The organism is Vitreimonas sp., assembly GCF_035627415.1.
Classification (GTDB): domain Bacteria; phylum Pseudomonadota; class Alphaproteobacteria; order Caulobacterales; family Aquidulcibacteraceae; genus Vitreimonas.
On sequence record NZ_DASPLU010000009.1, the window covers coordinates 1 to 17,332 of the forward strand.

The window sequence follows — 17,332 nt, forward strand, 5'->3', positions numbered from 1 at the left end:
GAGCTTGTGCGTCCTGGCCTACAATCTGAAGCGTATGATCTCGATCATGGGCGTGCGTCCACTCGTGGCGGCGATCCGCGCGTGAATCGTGCGTCATTTACGGCCTCGCGCCCCAAAGCGTTTTCACACAGCCACTCCCAATAGCGGACTCCGGGTGACCGCTGCCCCAAAACGGACGACGGACTTCGGCTGCCGCGGAAGCAAGGCTCAACCATACTTCATCGAGCGCTGTCATCGCTGCGCAAAAAGTGAACTTAGGCGACCTGGCAAATCCGCAGTTTCACAAAATCGAGCGGAGCCACCCGAGAAACCGTTGTAATAGGTCATCGGGACATTTCGAGAAAAGACCACGAGGTCCACGATTTTAGGCTCGTTGGGCAACTTGAGAAATCGTTGAAGTAGGGTCGCGTTGACTTCGGCCCACTGCACCCTTTGAAGATGCTTTGTCAATTCATCGGGCCGCCCTTTTTTGTCAGCGCCGCCCCTAAAATTTGAGAGCTGTTCGGCAGCCTCTCCGGCCGTCTTCGCAAAGAAGAGATCCTTGCATTCAACTATCGCGACGACGTTGTCCGCCTTGCTCCATGCGAGCGCGTCGATATCTCCTAGACCTTCATCACCTTTCTTCCCACTAATTGACTTCACGAGCACATTTGGCGTCGCCTCAAACCCAGCCTCTCCAATTTGTTCGGCCACACTCACGTTGAATGCGACGCCCCGATCAGCCCGCTTCTTTCCTATCCAGCGAACCATCGCATCCGACTTGAAATGCTCTTCTCCCAAGCTCGCATCAAAAGCGCCCATCACGAGGTATCGAAAGGCCATGCTCGCCTGATACGGCGAGACCAACAATGTCCCGTCGCGCAACTCGATGAATGGACGGGCAAGTAGTGACAGTTGGCGACGGTACTTCCAGGGATACCAATCGCGGCTTCGAAAACCGCCACCTGCCGGCACCGAGTCCCAGGAGGAGCGCCGCGGAAGGGTCAGCCTCGTGATAACGCGGTCGGCGACGGTCGGATCCACATCTTTCATGTGCGCGGCCAGGCCTTGGCGCGACATGATCAAGCTCTGAGAATCTTCATCGATTCCTGTTTGCTCAAGCTCCTGGCTGAACGCCTTTAGCGTTTCGGGTGTGATCTGGAATTCATCCATGAACGCCGCTGCGTACTGTGCGCCGAATAGATCACCAGCAGTGCGCCCTTCGGGTGTCGACTCAAACAGGGCCCCATAACGTGCAGCCGCCCCTTCATATTGCGAATGAAAGCTAGCGCGTTGGCGCGGAAGCTGGACTTCGCTGAAAAATTGGTTCTCGACCGAAACTTCGCCTGACGGATACACGGTCAGCGAAGGCTGAATGAATCCGCCGTGCATTGCGTCGCTATACTGGCCGAATTCGATCAACAGACTCACTTTTCCGATAAGGCTCTCGAAAGCGCTTCGCGAGACAGCGGCGCCGGCTGCATTTGAGTGACAGGCAGCCATCTCTGCGAGGATGCGGATGGCGAGCGACGCCCCATTTCGCTTCGACTCCTGCTCTAGAGCCGCACGATGTACGTCCGCCTTATCGCTGTGAAGTGCCAACACCGCGCGTGCGGTCTTGATCCACTCCTGTTCCTCTACGGCCAAGCGAGTCAGGTTTTCAAAACACATTGTAAGCAGTTCAGTCTCGGATGTGTCATCGAGCACGTCGCGAATTTCTGTCCAGAGTTGCTCTACGCAGGCGTTGAGGCAGGCGCCGCATTCTTGCTTGCCAGTGAGATTACCAGGTGGCGGACAAGGATTGAGCGCTCGCTTGACCAACCCCACTCGCGCGTCGCTCACGTCTGCTTCATCGACGTACCAAGGTCGCGTCGTGCCGCGCGCCTCGACGTGATCCAGATAACTGTGAGCACTCATCACGTGAATAAAACGGGCATCGTCGTTGATGCAGATCTTCCTTGCTGCCTCATCCGCCGCCGTTGGGGCCAGGCCTGTCAGCGTCTGAACGATCGCACTAACGACGGCTCGCTCGCCAACGTTCTTCTCCTGCCTGAGATCGAATAAGAGCGCCTGGTTTACGACAAGGCGCACATCATCGTGCGCCCCGGAACTCTCAACGGCGGGTCCCGAGGGGCGCTGAGTGTCTTTAAAGACGGTGACTGGCCAGCTCTCAGCATCGTTGAACGAGATAACAACCCGCCTAATCGGTCCTTCCGTCGGAATTTCCATAATTTCCGCGACGCGCAACATCCAACGAAGCACCGCCGACCAAATGAGGTAAGCGAATTGGCGATAGTGTCCCTTCGGCGCTTCAGAAAGCTCTACCCAGATGTTTGTGTGAGGCGACTCGACAACGCCAATCAATCGGCCTTCCTGGGCGCCCTCGTAGCTCACGTAAACTGGAAGATCGGCCACCTCCTTGAAGTAAGGCGACACGCTTTCTCGACCGACACGGATGTGTTCACCCAGGTACGGCGAAGCGTGAAGATCAAGGCCCCGGCGCACTTCATGGCGAATGTCGAGCAACGCGTTTGTGGGTAGAGTAATTAGACCGGGACCGGTGTTCGACATTTCGCTTGGAAGCATTTGGCGGTCACTGGCGCGCCAGTAAGCGAGTTCGTTGAGGATCCCGCTGAAGTTCATCAGCTGAATGTTCGCGTCCTGCAAGCGCGTGCCTTGTTGCAGCATCTTCCACAAGGACAACAAGTCGAAGTCGGGAAGATGGGACAGCGTTTCCAGGTCGTGCAGCGACAGCCCAATTCGCGGCCAGCCGGATATGCTATCATCGAAGCCGAAGAAATGTCCTCTTCCCACGCCCGCGAGGATCACGATTGTGAACCCCGTGGATCGAGGTACGGCGTTGCGGCATTGCGCAATTATCTCTGAAACGTGTGCCTTCACTTTATCGGCCGGGATTGTCATGCGGCCACCGAGGCCATCGTCCAAAGACGCTTGCATGTCATCGAACAAGCACAGGAAGTGCACAAACTTGTCGGTGTCGAACATTGCTACGAACGATAAGAAGTCGCCCTGACGGCTCTCATCGCCGTCCATCTGCGGCGGTGCCGTTGTGCGAAAGCTCCGCGCGGCGGAGAAGACTTGTTCCTGCTGACGTCCGACGATTTTCCGCTGCAGGACTTCCATGACGCCATTCTGGCGGCACCAATCGAGAGCAAAACTTCGGATCGCTACAGTGGTCGCAGATGGGAGGGCAAAAAGGAGATCACCCTCCAGCCGGAGCAAAGGCGCTCTATCCAAGGAACTCCATCCCAGCTCCTGTGTTAGCAAAGCTTCGCGGCGCGTCATGTCGAAAACGAACGGCCTCAGGAAGGCTTCGTCGATGCCCAGTTCCAGGAGTTCAGCCGCGCTAAACGCCAGCAACTTTCGCGCCCGCGCGTAGTCAGGATCGGATGGGAGAGCCATTCGCCCGTTGTGGGTTCCGCCGCCGACAGTCTGCCGTTCCAAGCCGCCACGCGAAAGCATCGCATCGGAGAGTTTTAATAACGCCAGGACTGGCTTCCAGAGCGTCGCCTGGAGTGGACCGGTCGGTATTGTCTCAAGCACTTCGAGCAAGGTCTGGACGTGAAAGTCAGCACCCTCGTAGACGCCCAGGAGCACCTTAAAATCACCTTCGCGAAGCGAGACGTTTCCTACAAAGACGTCCTCGGGTGGGTCTTCCACATATGCAAACGGTCCAGCGCGGACTTGTTGATTCAACCAGTCGGCAAGCATTGTCTTGCGGAGGCGACCGCTCACCCCGCCACGGGCAACGATTAGATGCAACAGTGCTTCAAGGCGGATAGTGTTCGCGTGAAACTGCGGAAGCAGGAGTAATGGCGCTACGAACGCGACGGCTGTGCGCAAAGGCGTATTGGCAATTTCTCGCAGAAGCTTTGGGACTAGCGGGACCAAACGCTGCAAGTCGTTAGCCTCATTTCTCATATGCCCAGGATCAAAAGTCACATCCGCTCGCCCATCACATTCGACTCCGCACGATTTTCAGGCGCCGAACGCCAGGCAGCGCCTACGCGGACATAGCTGATTCGGCATTTGATACCGGCGCGTCAGATATTGAGCACGCGATTACAAGCAGGAGCTCCTCTACGCGGCGTGGCCAGCCGAATGTCCGCTCAAGCACATCATGCCAAGGGGCGAAAATACCGGTTCTGCCCCGAGCGGTCGCTCGGCTCGATCTGAGGTAGGGCCTTCGAACACGAAGACAGCGTAAAGCCCAATCCAGAGCATACGCGCACGCGTCACGGCCTTGCCCCACTCGCCTCCGCGCCCGCTTAGCCCCACGCTTTCAAGCACATGCGCCGCCCCCGCGCAGAAGCGCGCCGCTCCAAACTGCGGGGATAGAATCAAATCAATCCGACCGCGCGAAAACCGTTGTATAATGCGCCTTGTCGCACACGGGAGATTTCGAAGACGTCCGAAACTTTGGAATGTGCGGCGGCGGCCGGCGCGGCAGGCGTCGCTTCGATGGAGAAGGAGCGTTGTGATCGTTGTGAAGTCCGTCGTGTCGTCGTGATGAAAAAACACGAAGGCATGACCGGTCCACACAGGGCGCGGCGCGACATCGCTCCATCGTTGAGGAAGTCCGCGGACGTGGAAATGTCGAGAAGGCCTCCACAGGAGGTACGCCGCTTTCCAGGTTCGTAGGGCGAAGCGAACGATGTCTGCATTGCCTGCGGGGCGTGAAACCGCAGGGTCCAGGATTCCGTCGGAAGAATCCTGACGCGCTGAACCGGCTCGTGGCCATAAGGAGCTAAGGCCCCTGCATGCTTTCCATGCTGGTGCGCCACAAACTCCTGGTCGCCAATCCGGGACAAACGGCTGAGAACGGGGCGCGCGAAGCGCGCGGCGCGATGCAGAGATGGATCGCGCACCCTACGAAACGAACCGAGCGCGGATCGCGCGCCCCGTCTCCCTTGTTGGGGGCTAGGGACTTGGGACTAGGGACTAGGTTGAACCGCGCTTGCGATCTCGCGCCGCGGCCAATCGCGCGCGCCAGCGCCCTAGTCCCTAGTCCCCAGCACCTAGTCCCCAAGCGCTTCGCGCTAGCCAGCTGCGCCGCGCTCGAACGTCAGCATGCAGCTCTTGTCGCGCCAGATTTCGAGGCCATGGTAATGAGGATTGCCGGCGAGCAGCTCTTCCGCGACCGCCTCGAGCTTGCGTCCGCCGAGTTCGTGATCGAACAGGATGCGCAGCTCCGGCACCGAAAAACGCGCGTCCTTGATGTAAACCGCGTAGAACACGACGTTCCCCCGGCTTCAAATGCTAGCCTTCGGGCGGGCGGCGTCATTATCGCAAGTTAAGCCGCTGCGGCCGCTTCAGTCGTGATGCAGATAACTCTCCTCGAAGTCGCCGGCATGTCTCAGCCCGTCCCAATCGGCGATGGCGTGGACGTCGCCGCTGGAGACGATCAGCCGCTCGCGCCGCAGTTGCTGCAGCACGCGGTTGACGTGCACGGTCGAGAGCGCGGTTGCGTCGGCGAGTTCGGCCTGCGTCATCGGCAGGCGGAAGGAATCTTCCTCGGCAAGCCCGAGCTTGCGCATGCGCATGAACACTTCGCAGAACAGGTGCGCGATCCGCTGGTAAGCGGTGCGGCGGCCGATATTGGCGATCCAGTCGCGGAAGAGGGAGGCGTCGATCAGCGCCTGCTTCATCAAGAGTTCGTACACGTTGGGATGACGCCGTCCGAGCTGGCGTATCGCATCGTGCGGAAAGAACGCCGCGCGCGCGACGGTCAGCGCGCTGATGCCGTGATCCATCACCGCAAGATGCAAACTCTGTAAATCCGGCAGGTCGCCGGTGAAGTGGATGGCGAGAATCTGCCGTCGCCCGCCGGCGACCATCTTGTAGCGGCAGACGAGCCCGCGCAGCACCATGCAGCACTCGACCGGCCGCTCGCCTTGGCGAACCAGGTCGCTGTTTTCGGCGAAGTCGCGCACGCGAGCGGGCAGCGCGCGCACGGCCTCCTGTTCTTCGCCATCGAGGGCGCCGAGCGAGCGCAGCCGCTGGATCAGAAGCTCGTGCGGATGTTCCAACGCCATCGGCGAAGGAGCTATGGCGCGCTTAGCTTACGGCAATACCGGCGCGGGAACCTACCAGGGCGAAATCGCGTCGGCCGTGCGCTGGCCCCAGTTCGGCCGCTGCACCGCGCTGATCGAACCGCGCCCGCCATAGGAGATGCGCGCTTCGGCGATCTGGGTGTGGTTGATGGTGTTGTCGCTGGTGACGTCTTCGGGGCGGATCAGGCCGCTCACAGTGAGTTCGCGCAGCTCGCCATTGATGCGCACTTCCTGGCGGCCGGCGATGACGAGATTGCCGTTCGGCAGCCGGTCGACGATCACGGCCGCGACCGTGAGTTCGATTTTCTCTTCGCGATTGATCGCGCCTTCGCCGCGATGCTCGGACTCTGCGTCGGCGCTGATCAGGTTGGAGGGATCGAAGGCGCTGTTGAAGATCTGACCGGCGACCTGTTCGAGGCCGAAGAAGTTGCTGACGCCGGCGGAGGTCGAGGCTTCACGCTGGCGATCGGTGGAGTTGGAGAGCTCGGCGCTGTCGTCGATCTCGATTTCGACCGTCAAGATGTCGCCGATGCGCGAGGCGCGCTGATCGTTGAAGAAGCTGCGCGAGCCCGCGCGCCACAGCGAATTGGGCGCGGCCGGCTCGTACGCGACCGGCGCGGGATAGGGCATGGTCTGCTGCTGTCCGCCCGTGAGGTGCTCCGGCGTGCCGACCGGATGCAGTTGCGGCGGCGCCATGGCGCGGCGCGCCGCATCGTAGGCGACGCCCGGCGCGGCGATGGCGTCCTGCGCGAACTCGCCGGGGCCGGCGCTGGCGCAGCCGGTGACGCCCGCGGCCAGCGCGAGAAGGGCGAGTGTGCGCATCATGTGCTCCTGGTTCATGGATTCGCCCGCGCCGCGCCCGGACCGGTGACGACCGCATCTATGGTGCGGTTGGAAGATGTGTTGAGCAGGCGTACGCTTTGGCCGACGGCGCCGTCCTCCAGCGCCCGCGCCCGCATCGTCAGCGACATGCCGGGCGCCTCGTACACCAGCGTCACGCTCTCGCCCCGCCGCACCGCCGCATCGGCCACGCTGCGCCCGCCGCTCGCCGGAATGGTCGCCCGCGCGCCGCCGGGCCGCACCACCTGCACGCTCGTGACGCCCGGCGGCGGCGTAAACTCCAACCCCGCCGCCGAAGCAGCCGCGGCCAGCACGGGCATGGAAATGCTGCGCAGCTGCCCGGCGGGCGGGGAAGGGGCGATGGCGCGTCCGGCCACCTCGGCGGGAGCGCCGTCGAACACGTCCCCCATCGTGACCGCCGGCCCGTTCGCCTCCACGCGCGGCCGCAGCGTAACGGTCTGCGCCTGCGCGAACGAGGCGGCGAAGAGAAGATAGGAGCAAGCGGCGAGGCAGAACCAACGAAGCATAGTCAGTCCTCCCTCAGCGCAGCTGCGTGGTGGATTGGAGCATTTCGTCGGCCGCCGTGATCACGCGCGCATTCATCTCGTAGGCGCGCTGCGCCACGATCAGCGCCGAGATCTCTTCCACCGCATTGACGTTCGAAAGTTCAAGATGCCCCTGCATCACCGTGCCGAGCCCCGACGCCCCCGGCGTCCCCACATTCGCCGTCCCCGACGCCGGCGTCTCCAAATAAAGATTATCCCCGATCGCCTCTAAGCCCGCCGGATTGATGAAGCTGGCGATTTCGATCTGGCCGATCTGCTGCGGCGCCGTCTGGCCTTCGAGCGTGACCTCGACGATGCCGTCGCGCGTGATCTGCACGGCGACTGCTTCGTCTGGAATGGTGATGGCCGGCTCGAGCGCGTAGCCGTCGGCGGTGACGATCTGGCCGTCGGCGTTCACCGCCATGTTGCCGGCGCGGGTGTAGCCGGTCTGGCCCGACGGCAACGTGATCTGGAAAAAGCCGCGGCCATTGATGGCGAGGTCATAGGCGTTATTGGTGACGCTGATGCCGCCTTGCTCGGTCATGCGGCCCACCGCATCGGCGCGCACGCCGACGCCGAGCTGGATGCCGAGCGGCAAGACCGAACCCGAAGCCGACGATGTCGAACCCGGCCGCTCCAGGTTCTGATACAGCATGTCCTGGAATTCGGCGCGCTGGCGCTTGTAGCTCGTCGTGTTCATGTTCGCGATGTTGTGCGAGATGACGTCGACGTTGAGCTGTTGCGCCTGCATGCCGCTGGCGGCGATCGAAAGTGCGCGCATCGTGGGGACCCTTATTCTTTAGCGGCCAAGTTGCTGGATCGCGCGCTGACGCAGTTCGTCGGCGCCAGAAACGATCTTGGCCGCCGACTGGTAAGCGCGCGAAATTTCGATGAGACGGGTGAGTTCAAGGACGGGCCGAACGTTCGACCCTTCGAGCGCGCCTTGCAGCACGACGCCTTGAAACTCACCCGCCGCTTGTCCCTGCGCGTCCCAAAGGTTGTCCCCGACCTTCGAGAGCGCGCCCGGCGCGGCAAAGCTCGCCACGCCGATGCGGCCGGCTTCGACACCGGCCACGCTGATAGCGCCGTCGCGACCGATCGTCGGGGCTTCCCCCTGCGGATCGATCACGATCGGCGCCCCCCCGGAGCTAAGCACGGCATAACCATCGCTGGTCACCAGCCGTCCTTCCCCCGTTAAACTGAACGCGCCATCGCGCGTGTACATGGTCTGTCCCCCCGGACCTTGGACCATGAAGAAGCCTTCGCCTTCGAGCGCGAGGTCGAGCGTGTTGCCCGTCATCGCGATCGGCCCTTGCTCCATGTTGTGCATAACGCCGATGTCGCGCACGAAGCGGATATCGCGCGGATCTTCCACCGCGTGCGCCGCCGTGCGATCCGCTTCGGCGAGCAACATGCCGTCGGCCTTGAAGCCGGTGGTGGAGACGTTGGCGAGATTGTTCGCGGCAAGATCCATGCGCCGTTGCAGAACGCGTTGCGACTGCAGGCCGAGCATGAGTGCGTTATCCATCGCAATTAACCACGCAAGGACCGTGCCAGATGGTTAGCGCGTTGATTTTCAACGCTCGCGCCCTGCTGGTGTGGTGAATGTAGCCGGCTGTTTCTGCCGTCCGGCGGCAAGTTTTGCCGAGTTGCTACCAATCCTTAACCACGACTTGCGCACCAAGGAGGACGGTCAAGGCGTGGGCGATTCCATGTTCGGCAAAGGCAAGAAGAAAAACGACGAGGCGCCGGCTGAAGAAGCCGGAGGCGCGCCGCCGTCGGCTGAAGGCGCCGAGGGCGCTGAAGGCGAAGCGCCGGCGAAGAAGAAGATGTCGGGCAAGAAACTCGTCCTCTTCATCATTCTGCCGGCGGTGCTGGTGCTCGGCGGCGGCGGCGCGGCGGCGTTTCTCCTATTGGGCGGCGGCGGCGGTGAGCAGCATGCGTCCGCCGACGCCGGCGGACACGGCAAGCAGAAGGGCGGCGGCCACGGCGCCGAAGGCGCGGCGGGCGAAGCCGTTCCGGGTCCGAATGGAACGATGATCAGCCACGGCGAAAACGTGGTCTTCGTTGCGCTGCCGGAAATGCTCGTGAACATCACCGGACCCGACGGTCGTCCTGCGTACCTGAAGCTGAAGCTCACGCTCGAAGCGCCGAATGACGAAACGGTCACCGCGCTCACCGAGCACGTGCCGCGCATCAGCGACCAGTTCAACGGCTTCCTGCGCGAGTTGCGCACCGACGATCTGGCCGGCTCCGCCGGCGCCTACCGGCTGCGGCTGGAGCTGTTGCGCCGGGTGAATCTCACCATTGCGCCGCTGCAGATCAACGCGGTGCTGATCGAAGAAATGCTGGTGCAATAGGCATGAGCGCCGATCCCGCCGAAAACCAGGACAGCGAGTGGAGCGCCGAAGCCGCCAACGATGACGGCATCGACGCGCAAGCGGCCGAGCGCATCCTCAATCAGGACGAGATCGACAGCCTCCTTGGCTTCGGCCTGGCGGAGGACGACGGCGGCGGCAAGACCGGCGTCCGCGCCATCATCAACTCGACGCTCGTCTCCTACGAACGTCTGCCGATGCTCGAGATCGTCTTCGACCGCCTCGTGCGGCTGATGACGACGAGCTTGCGCAACTTCACCAGCGACAATGTCGAAGTCAGCCTCGACCAGATCAGCTCTGTGCGCTTCGGCGACTACCTGAATTCGATCCCGCTGCCGGCGATCATCGCGGTGTTCCGCGCCGAGCAGCTCGACAATTTCGGCCTTGCCACGGTCGATTCGAGCCTCATCTATTCTGTTGTCGACGTGCTGCTGGGCGGGCGCCGGGGCGCAGCGGCGACACGGGTGGAGGGGCGGCCCTACACCACGATCGAGCGCATGCTGGTCACGCGCATGATCGAAGTCGTGCTGCAGGACGCGCGCCAAGCCTTCGCGCCGCTCACCGACGTCGAATTCAAGCTCGACCGCATCGAGACCAATCCGCGCTTCGCCGCGATCGCCCGTCCGCCGAACGCGGCGATCATCGTCAAGTTGCGCATTGATATGGAAGACCGCGGCGGGCGGCTCGAATTGCTGCTGCCCTATGCGACGCTCGAGCCGATCCGCAAGATGCTGCTGCAGCAATTCATGGGCGAGAAGTTCGGCCGCGACAATATCTGGGAAGGCCACCTCGCCAGCGAGCTTTGGGCCACCAAGCTGGAAGTGCGCGCGGTGCTCGACGAGCACACGCAGCCGCTCAGCAAGGTGCTCGATCTCAAGGTCGGCGACACGCTGATGCTCGATGTGAAGCCGGACGCGCCGGTGATGCTCAAATGCGGCGCGGTCGAACTCACGCAAGGCAAGGTCGGCCGCATGAGCCATTCGCTCGCCGTCCGCGTCGAACGTCCGATCACGCCCGCCACACAACACGCCGTCATGAAACTGGGAGGCCGCTCATGAGCCCCATCACGCTCGCCATTGAAGTCGTGCTCGCGCTGATGCTCGCAGCGTGCCTGTTTTACTTCTGGCGCTTGGACAAAAGGCTAGCAGCTCTGCGCTCCGGGCAGGACGGCGTGCTCCGCGCCGCCGCGGAACTCGCGCAGGCGACGGCGCAGGCGGAGGCGGCGGTGCGCTCGCTGCGCGCGACCGCTTCCGAAGCGGGCCGCGATCTGCAGTCGCGCATCAACGACGCGCGCGCGACTGCGGATCGTCTGGGCCTCGGCGCGGGCAGGGTGCGCACCAGCGCCGACCTCGGCGTACGCGGGCGGATCTGATGCAGCTGCCGAAGCTCCTGCGGCGCAAGGCGCCCGCCAAGCAAAACGCCGGCGTTCGCCTGATGCCGGCGGCGATGGCCGCCGTCGCCGTCGTGCTCGGACTCAAGGCCGTGGCGATGGCTGAAGTCGTCGCTGAAACGGCCGGCGCCGATCACGCGCCGGCCGCCGATGAGCACGCCGCGGCGGCTGAAGCGCAGGCGGCGAACGCGGCGGCGCCTGCGAACCAGTGCGCGCCCCCGACGCTGGCCGAAATGGCCGGTTTGAGCGCTTCCGAAGTGCAGGTGCTGCAAGCGCTGCAGGCGCGCCGGCAGGCGCTCGAAGCGCGTGGCGAGGTCTACGAAACGCAGGACGAATTGATGCTCGCCGCCGAGCATCGGCTCAATGAGCGCCTGGCCGAACTGCGCCAGCTCGAAACGCACGTGAACGATCTCCTGGGTCAACTCGACGAGGCGCAGGAGCAGCGCCTCGCCAGCCTGGTCGACGTCTATCAGCGCATGCGCGCCAAGGACGCGGCCGCGGTGTTCGACGGCTTGGAGGATGACGTGCTGGTCCAGGTCGCCAGCCGCATGCGGCAGGCCAATCTTGCCGAAGTCATGGGCCGTATGAGTCCCGAGCGCGCCCGCGCGCTGACGGAGATGCTGGCCGACCGCGCCCGTCCGCCCAGCGGCGGCGACGATCTGCTCGCACGCTCGCGCGGCGCAACGCCCAACGCGCCTGCTCAAAGCAGCGGCCGCTAAACTCGCGCTTAACCGCATCGCAAGGAGATTGGGAAGCGCCAGCCGGATGAAATCTCTGCGCTCTCCTTTGGCGATCGCGACCGCGGCTCTCATGGCGACGCCGTCGGCGACCGGTCAGCCCATGCCGCTCACGCCGCCGGCGGAGACGCACACGCCTGCGCCCAACGCCGCGAGCGCGCCTGCGGCCGCGCCGGCGCAAGCCGATCCTGCGCCCATTCGCGGCGCGACCCCGCTGCCGCCGGACTTCACGCTTGCGGCCGCGCCCGCATCTCCTCCTCCTCCGCCGCCGGCTGCAGCGCCGCCGCCGCAGCAGCAGCCAGCAACTGCTCCGGCGCCTTCGCCGCCGCCTGCGCCTCCGCCTCCGCCGCCGCCGCGTATGGCCGCGGCGCCGAGCGCGACGGTGAGCGTCGGCGCGAACGAGGGCTACACGCGCCTCGCGTTCCGCTTCGAGGGCGCGACGACAGTGACGCCGTTGCAGCAAGGCGGCCGGCTCGAGCTGCGCTTCTCGCGCGCCGCCGACATCGACATCGCCGAACTCAGGGCGACGCCGCCGCGGTTCGTGCGCGACGTGCGCCGCACCAGCGCGGCCGGCGCGCCAGTGCGGCTCGCGATCACGCTGGATCCTGGCGTGCGCCAACGCCACTTCGTCGACGGCAATCGGGTCGTCGTCGATCTGCTCGCTCCGGATGCAGCGACGCTGGCGGCGAACGAAGCGGCTGCGGCGCGTGGAGAAGAACCGGCGCCACAGCCGTCGACAGCGCCGGTGCGCGGCACGGCGCGCGTCGAGTTGGTCGAGGGCGCCGCCGACACGCGCATCGACGTGCGCTGGCCCGCGGCGACTCGTGCGGCTGCGTTCCGCCGCGGCGAGGCGATCTGGCTTCTGTTCGACGCGACCGGCAATGTGGATCTCTCCGGCGTGTCGCGCGCCGGCCGCCGGCATCGCGACATTGAGGTTGTGCGCGGCGAAGGCGTGATCGGATTGCGCATTCCGGCGCCGCCGGACGTGCTGATCTCGGCCACGGCCAACGAGAACACCTGGAGCTTCACGTTGGGCGCGCGCGCGACCGCGCGCGATTCCGCGCCGCTGGTCCGCGAGATCGAGAGCGACGGGCGCGCCGAGCTGATCGTCCGCTTTGGGCGCGATGGCGCCGTGCGCTGGATCGCCGACCCGGAGATCGGCGACCGTATCGCGGTGGCTCTGATCGGCGGACCCGCGCGCGGCGTCGACACGCGCCGCGCTACGATCGAAGCGGCGGTGCTTCCCACCGCCCATGGCACCATCGTCGAATCGCGTGCGGACGGCGTCACCGCGACGTTCAGTCAGGGCAACCTCATCGTGACGCGCGGATCGGGGCTGATCGCCTCCGCTCCGCCCACCGAAGCCGCCGCGAACATGAGCGCGGCGCTGCTCGAGGCGGCGATCGCCGGCGGCGGGCCCCAGGAGCCGGCCGCGTCCGACGGCACGATGACGCTCGAACAGGTACGCGAGCGGATCGACGAACTCACCCGCCGCGCGGCCGACGAGGGGGTGCGCGAGGGCGCGCCGGTCGAAGCGCGCATGGCGCTGGCGCGCTTCCTGCTGCAGCACGAGTTCGCGCCCGAAGCGCTAGGGGCGCTGCGGATCGTCGAGATCAATCAGAGCCAATTGGTCGAGATCGATCCCGAGTTCAGACTGATGCGCGGCGCCGCAAACGTGATGATGGGCCGCACCGCCGCCGCGGAAGCCGACCTAAGCGCCTCGACACTCGCGGCCAATCCGTCAGCTGCGTTGTGGCGCGGATACGCCGCGGCGCAGCGCAAGGACTGGAGCGTCGCGCGCCGCGAGCTCGAACGCGGCGCAGGGGCATTGGAGGAGCATCCGCCCAGCTGGCGCGCGCGCTTCCAGTTGGCGTTGGCGGAGGCTGCGCTCGAGCTCAACGACCACGCCGCCGCGGAGTCGGCGATGCGCGCGGCGTTAGGGCAGACGCCGGATGCGCACGTGCGCTTGCAGGCCAGGCTGATCGAAGCGCGGCTCAACGCGGCGCGCGGCGACAGCGCGGCAGCGTTGGCATTATTCGATCAGCTCGCGCGCGCGCCGGACGAGGAAGTCGCCGTTCGCGCCAGCTTGGAAGGCATTCGCGTGCGTCGGGCGACCGGCGACATGCGCGCGGTCGATGCGGTGGAGCCGCTCGAGGCGCTGCGGTTCCGCTGGCGCGGGGATTCCACCGAACTCGGCATCGTCAGCATGCTCGGCGACGTCTATTCCGAACTCGGCCGTTGGCGCGAAGCGTTGGCGACGATGCGCATCGCCGCCGATCGCTTCCCGATGGACCCCGCCTCGCGCCAGTTGCGCGCCGACATGACGACGCTGTTCGAGCGTCTGTTCCTGGACGGCGAGGCGGACCGGCTGGAGCCGATTCAGGCGCTGGGCTTGTTTTACGAATTCAGCGATCTCACGCCAGTGGGGCCGAACGGCGACCGCATCGTGCGTCTGCTCGCCGGCAGGCTCGTACATGTCGATCTGCTGGAGCAGGCGGCGCAATTGCTGCAGCATCAGGTCGACGAGCGGCTGCAGGGCGTCAGCAAGGCCCAAGTCGCGGCCGATCTTGCGGCGATCTATCTGATGGACCGGAAGCCGGATCGGGCGCTGGTCGTGTTGGCGGCGTCGCGCCAGGCGGGCATGCCGGCCACGCTGCAGGCCGATCGGCGCATTCTCGAAGCGCGCGCGCTACTGGACCTGGGTCGTCTCGACGGCGCGGTCGAAATGGTCGAGCGCGACCGCAGCGAGGACGCGCAGCGGATCCGCGCCGAAGCGGCTTGGCGAGCACGCGATTGGGACCGCGCCGCGATCGAACTGCGCGCGCTGCTCGCCGCGGGCAGCCGCGCCCAGCCGCTGGATGAACACGGGCGGCAGGCCGTGCTGCGAACCGCGGTGGCGCTGACGCTCGCGGGCAATGACGAGGGCGTGCGCGCGCTCTATCGCGAGTATGCGGGCGACATGGCCAACACAGCCGATGCCGATGCGTTCGAAGTGGTGGCCTCCGGCGTCCACGCCGACGGCGCCGCCATCCGCGATGTGGCGCGCGCGGTGGCTCGCACCGATTTGCTCGGCCGCTTCATGGAACGCATGCGCGGGGCGATGACCGCCGAGGCGGCGCAGGCTGCGAATGCCGGCCAGCCGGCCGGCCCGAGTCCGAGCGCACCGCCTGCTCAGGCGCCGCCTCAAGCCGCGCTGCCGCCCAACCGCGCGAATGCGCCAGAAGCCGGCGCCTAGGTTCGCGCCCGGTTAAGCACGATTTTCACGGCGTGCGGCTCGTCATTGTGGCAATGATGCGTGGCCATGATGATCTCGGTCGTGATCCCGACGCTCAACGCCGCGGCGCATCTGCCGCGGGCGCTCGCGCCGTTGGTGCAGGGCGTGCAGCATGGCCTCGTCAAGCAAGTGATCGTCGCCGACGCCGGCTCCACTGACGAGACGCTTGAAATCGCTGAAGCCGCCGGATGCGATATCGTCGTCGTCGGCGAGCCGGGCCGGGCCAAGCAGATGCGCGCCGGCGCGTCGGCCTCGCGCGCGAACTGGCTGCTGTTCCTGCCTCCGGAGACGGCGCTCGGCGAGGGTTGGGTGAGCGAAGCGCAGCGGCACATGAGCCAGCCGCAGGCGCGCAAGCGGGCGGCGGCGTTCCGGCTCGCTCTCGATGACAAGTCGCCGGCCGCAAAGCGCGTTGTGTTCTGGGCGCGCATGCGCGCGCGGGTGATGAAGCTGCCGAACGGCGATCAGGGGCTCCTGATTTCGCGCCTCCTGTACGACGCGCTCGGCGGTTATCCGGACCTCCCGGTGCTGGAAGATGTCGAGATCGCGCGCCGCATCGGCCCCAAGCGTCTCGCCATCCTCGATAGCGACGCGATCGCCAGCGCCGAAAGATATCGCCGCGACGGCTACGGCGCACACGCGCTGCGGAGTTTGACGCTGATGGCGCGCTATTTCCTCGGCGCTGATCCGATGGAGCTGGCGAAGGCCGCGAACGCGGCGCGCTAGAGCCGGCGCAGGAATGCCGCCGGCACAGTTTCGGTGAGCCAGACGTTGTTCTCGGTCACGAAGAAGGCGTGACCGGCTTCGGCCATGGCGGCGGCGTCGATCTCGAGAATGACCGGCGCGCCGCGGCGGGCGCCGACGCGCTCCGCGGTGCGCTGGTCCGGCGAGAGATGGACGTGGTGGCGGGCCATCTTGCGCAAGCCCTCCGCCATAATGGCGGAGAAGAACCGTTCGACCGTACCATGATAAAGCGCGGGCGGGGGCGTCGCTGGCGCAAGCGCGAGCTCGACCGCGATCGAATGGCCCTGGCGGGCGCGGATGCGCGTGAGATCCGGCGTCAGTTCGAAGCGCTGCTTGTCATTGCTTTCGACGACCGCGAGCAGGGTCTCGATGTCGCCGGGCAGGCGCTCGGCCGATAGGGCAGCCAACACGCTGTCGAGGTCCGCCCAGCCCTGCGGGTCGAGCGTGAGCCCGGCTGCGTCGGGCCGGTGGCGCAGCCAGTACGAAAGCGACTTGGAAATGCGGACCACCTCGGCCATGTGATCGCTCATGGCACAGGCAGAGGCAAAACCCAAAGGCCGGGTTCTCATAGTCGCCGGCTCCGACAGCGGCGGCGGCGCCGGCGTTCAGGCGGACATCAAGACCGTCACTGCGCTCGGCGGCTACGCCATGACAGCGATCACGGCGATCACGGTGCAGAACACGCTGGGCGTCACCGCCGTGCATGAGGTCCCGACCGAGATCGTGAACGGGCAGATCGAGGCGGTGATGGTTGATCTCGGCGCCGACGCCTGGAAGCTCGGCATGCTGGGATCGGCCGCGCACGTGCGCACAGTGATGGAAGCATGGTACGCCGTCGGCGCCGGCGCGCCGGTCGTGCTCGATCCGGTGATGATCGCCAAAGGCGGCGCTTCGCTGCTGGCAGAGGATGCGGTGGCCGTGATCCGCGACGAGATGATGCCGATCGCCGCGATCGTGACGCCGAACGCGCCCGAAGCGGAGGCGCTCACCGGCGTCGACGTGCGGGACCTCGACGGCCAAATCAACGCGGCCGAGATTTTGGTGGAGCAGCTCGGCGCCTGGTCGGCGCTGGTGAAGGGCGGGCACATCGAAGGCGACATCGTCCGCGACGTGCTGTTGACGCGCGAAGGGTACCGCGTGTTCGAGGGCCCGCGCATCGCAACGCGCGCCACGCACGGGACCGGCTGCACGCTTGCCTCCGCCATCGCAGCGAACCTCGCTCTCGGCGCACCGCTCGAGCCCGCTGTGGAGAAGGCGCGCGCCTACCTCATGGAGGCGATCCGCCGAGCGCCGGGGCTGGGGCAGGGCCATGGCCCGCTCGGGCACTCTTGGCCGCTGCAGCGCGGCTGAGCGCCATTTCGCCTGCCGCGCGAG

Annotated in this window: 15 protein-coding genes; 7 read left to right on the plus strand and 8 right to left on the minus strand. The window is 65.5% G+C overall.

The features are described from left to right. Nucleotides 1-231: 231 nt before the first annotated feature. From VEA80_RS05620 to flgF, 7 genes are all read right to left on the minus strand, one after another. A complete protein-coding gene (locus VEA80_RS05620) occupies nucleotides 232-3,900 on the minus strand; it encodes a hypothetical protein (RefSeq protein ID WP_325059719.1) in 3,669 nt (1,222 codons plus the stop codon). A 1,139-nt stretch (nucleotides 3,901-5,039) separates the two neighbouring features. Further along, on the minus strand, nucleotides 5,040-5,237 hold the full coding sequence (locus tag VEA80_RS05625) for a hypothetical protein (protein ID WP_325059720.1): 198 nt from the start codon (nucleotides 5,235-5,237) through the stop codon (nucleotides 5,040-5,042). Nucleotides 5,238-5,312: 75 nt separating this feature from the next. After that, nucleotides 5,313-6,035, minus strand: a complete 723-nt coding sequence (locus VEA80_RS05630; RefSeq protein ID WP_325059721.1) for a Crp/Fnr family transcriptional regulator — start codon at nucleotides 6,033-6,035, stop codon at nucleotides 5,313-5,315. Nucleotides 6,036-6,086: 51 nt separating this feature from the next. Further along, nucleotides 6,087-6,875 (minus strand): flagellar basal body L-ring protein FlgH, encoded by a 789-nt coding sequence (gene flgH, locus VEA80_RS05635; RefSeq protein ID WP_414731496.1) that lies wholly within the window; start codon nucleotides 6,873-6,875, stop codon nucleotides 6,087-6,089. 14 nt (nucleotides 6,876-6,889) lie between these two features. Next, nucleotides 6,890-7,420 (minus strand): flagellar basal body P-ring formation chaperone FlgA, encoded by a 531-nt coding sequence (flgA, locus tag VEA80_RS05640; RefSeq protein ID WP_325059723.1) that lies wholly within the window; start codon nucleotides 7,418-7,420, stop codon nucleotides 6,890-6,892. 13 nt (nucleotides 7,421-7,433) lie between these two features. Further along, nucleotides 7,434-8,219 carry a flagellar basal-body rod protein FlgG gene (flgG, locus tag VEA80_RS05645; RefSeq protein ID WP_325059724.1) on the minus strand — a complete coding sequence of 262 codons (786 nt, stop codon included), beginning with the start codon at nucleotides 8,217-8,219 and terminating at the stop codon, nucleotides 7,434-7,436. 18 nt (nucleotides 8,220-8,237) lie between these two features. After that, nucleotides 8,238-8,966: a flagellar basal-body rod protein FlgF gene (flgF, locus tag VEA80_RS05650; RefSeq protein WP_325059725.1), complete on the minus strand. Its 729-nt coding sequence runs from the start codon at nucleotides 8,964-8,966 to the stop codon at nucleotides 8,238-8,240. A gap of 172 nt (nucleotides 8,967-9,138) precedes the next feature. Between flgF and VEA80_RS05655 the strand changes: the two genes are divergently transcribed. The 6 genes from VEA80_RS05655 (at nucleotide 9,139) to VEA80_RS05680 (ending at nucleotide 15,940) form a co-directional block, all read left to right on the plus strand. After that, entirely contained in the window at nucleotides 9,139-9,798 is a 660-nt protein-coding gene (locus VEA80_RS05655; protein ID WP_325059726.1) for a flagellar basal body-associated FliL family protein, read from the plus strand. Between the two features lie 2 nt (nucleotides 9,799-9,800). Continuing rightward, nucleotides 9,801-10,874: a flagellar motor switch protein FliM gene (gene fliM, locus VEA80_RS05660; RefSeq protein WP_325059727.1), complete on the plus strand. Its 1,074-nt coding sequence runs from the start codon at nucleotides 9,801-9,803 to the stop codon at nucleotides 10,872-10,874. Further along, nucleotides 10,871-11,188, plus strand: coding sequence for a DUF6468 domain-containing protein (locus VEA80_RS05665; RefSeq protein ID WP_325059728.1), 318 nt, complete (start codon nucleotides 10,871-10,873; stop codon nucleotides 11,186-11,188). Before fliM ends, VEA80_RS05665 begins: the two co-directional genes overlap by 4 nt. Next, nucleotides 11,188-11,925 (plus strand): hypothetical protein, encoded by a 738-nt coding sequence (locus VEA80_RS05670; protein WP_325059729.1) that lies wholly within the window; start codon nucleotides 11,188-11,190, stop codon nucleotides 11,923-11,925. Before VEA80_RS05665 ends, VEA80_RS05670 begins: the two co-directional genes overlap by 1 nt. A gap of 46 nt (nucleotides 11,926-11,971) precedes the next feature. Beyond that, a complete protein-coding gene (locus tag VEA80_RS05675; protein WP_325059730.1) occupies nucleotides 11,972-15,178 on the plus strand; it encodes a hypothetical protein in 3,207 nt (1,068 codons plus the stop codon). 66 nt (nucleotides 15,179-15,244) lie between these two features. Continuing rightward, the gene (locus tag VEA80_RS05680; RefSeq protein ID WP_325059731.1) at nucleotides 15,245-15,940 is read left to right on the plus strand and encodes a glycosyltransferase; all 696 of its coding nucleotides are present in this window, start codon (nucleotides 15,245-15,247) and stop codon (nucleotides 15,938-15,940) included. Here VEA80_RS05680 and VEA80_RS05685 read toward each other — a convergent pair. After that, on the minus strand, nucleotides 15,937-16,476 hold the full coding sequence (locus tag VEA80_RS05685) for an RNA 2'-phosphotransferase (protein WP_325059732.1): 540 nt from the start codon (nucleotides 16,474-16,476) through the stop codon (nucleotides 15,937-15,939). The genes VEA80_RS05680 and VEA80_RS05685 overlap by 4 nt on opposite strands. Nucleotides 16,477-16,486: 10 nt before the next feature. Between VEA80_RS05685 and thiD the strand changes: the two genes are divergently transcribed. Then, entirely contained in the window at nucleotides 16,487-17,308 is an 822-nt protein-coding gene (gene thiD, locus VEA80_RS05690) for a bifunctional hydroxymethylpyrimidine kinase/phosphomethylpyrimidine kinase (RefSeq protein WP_325059733.1), read from the plus strand. Nucleotides 17,309-17,332: the final 24 nt, after the last annotated feature.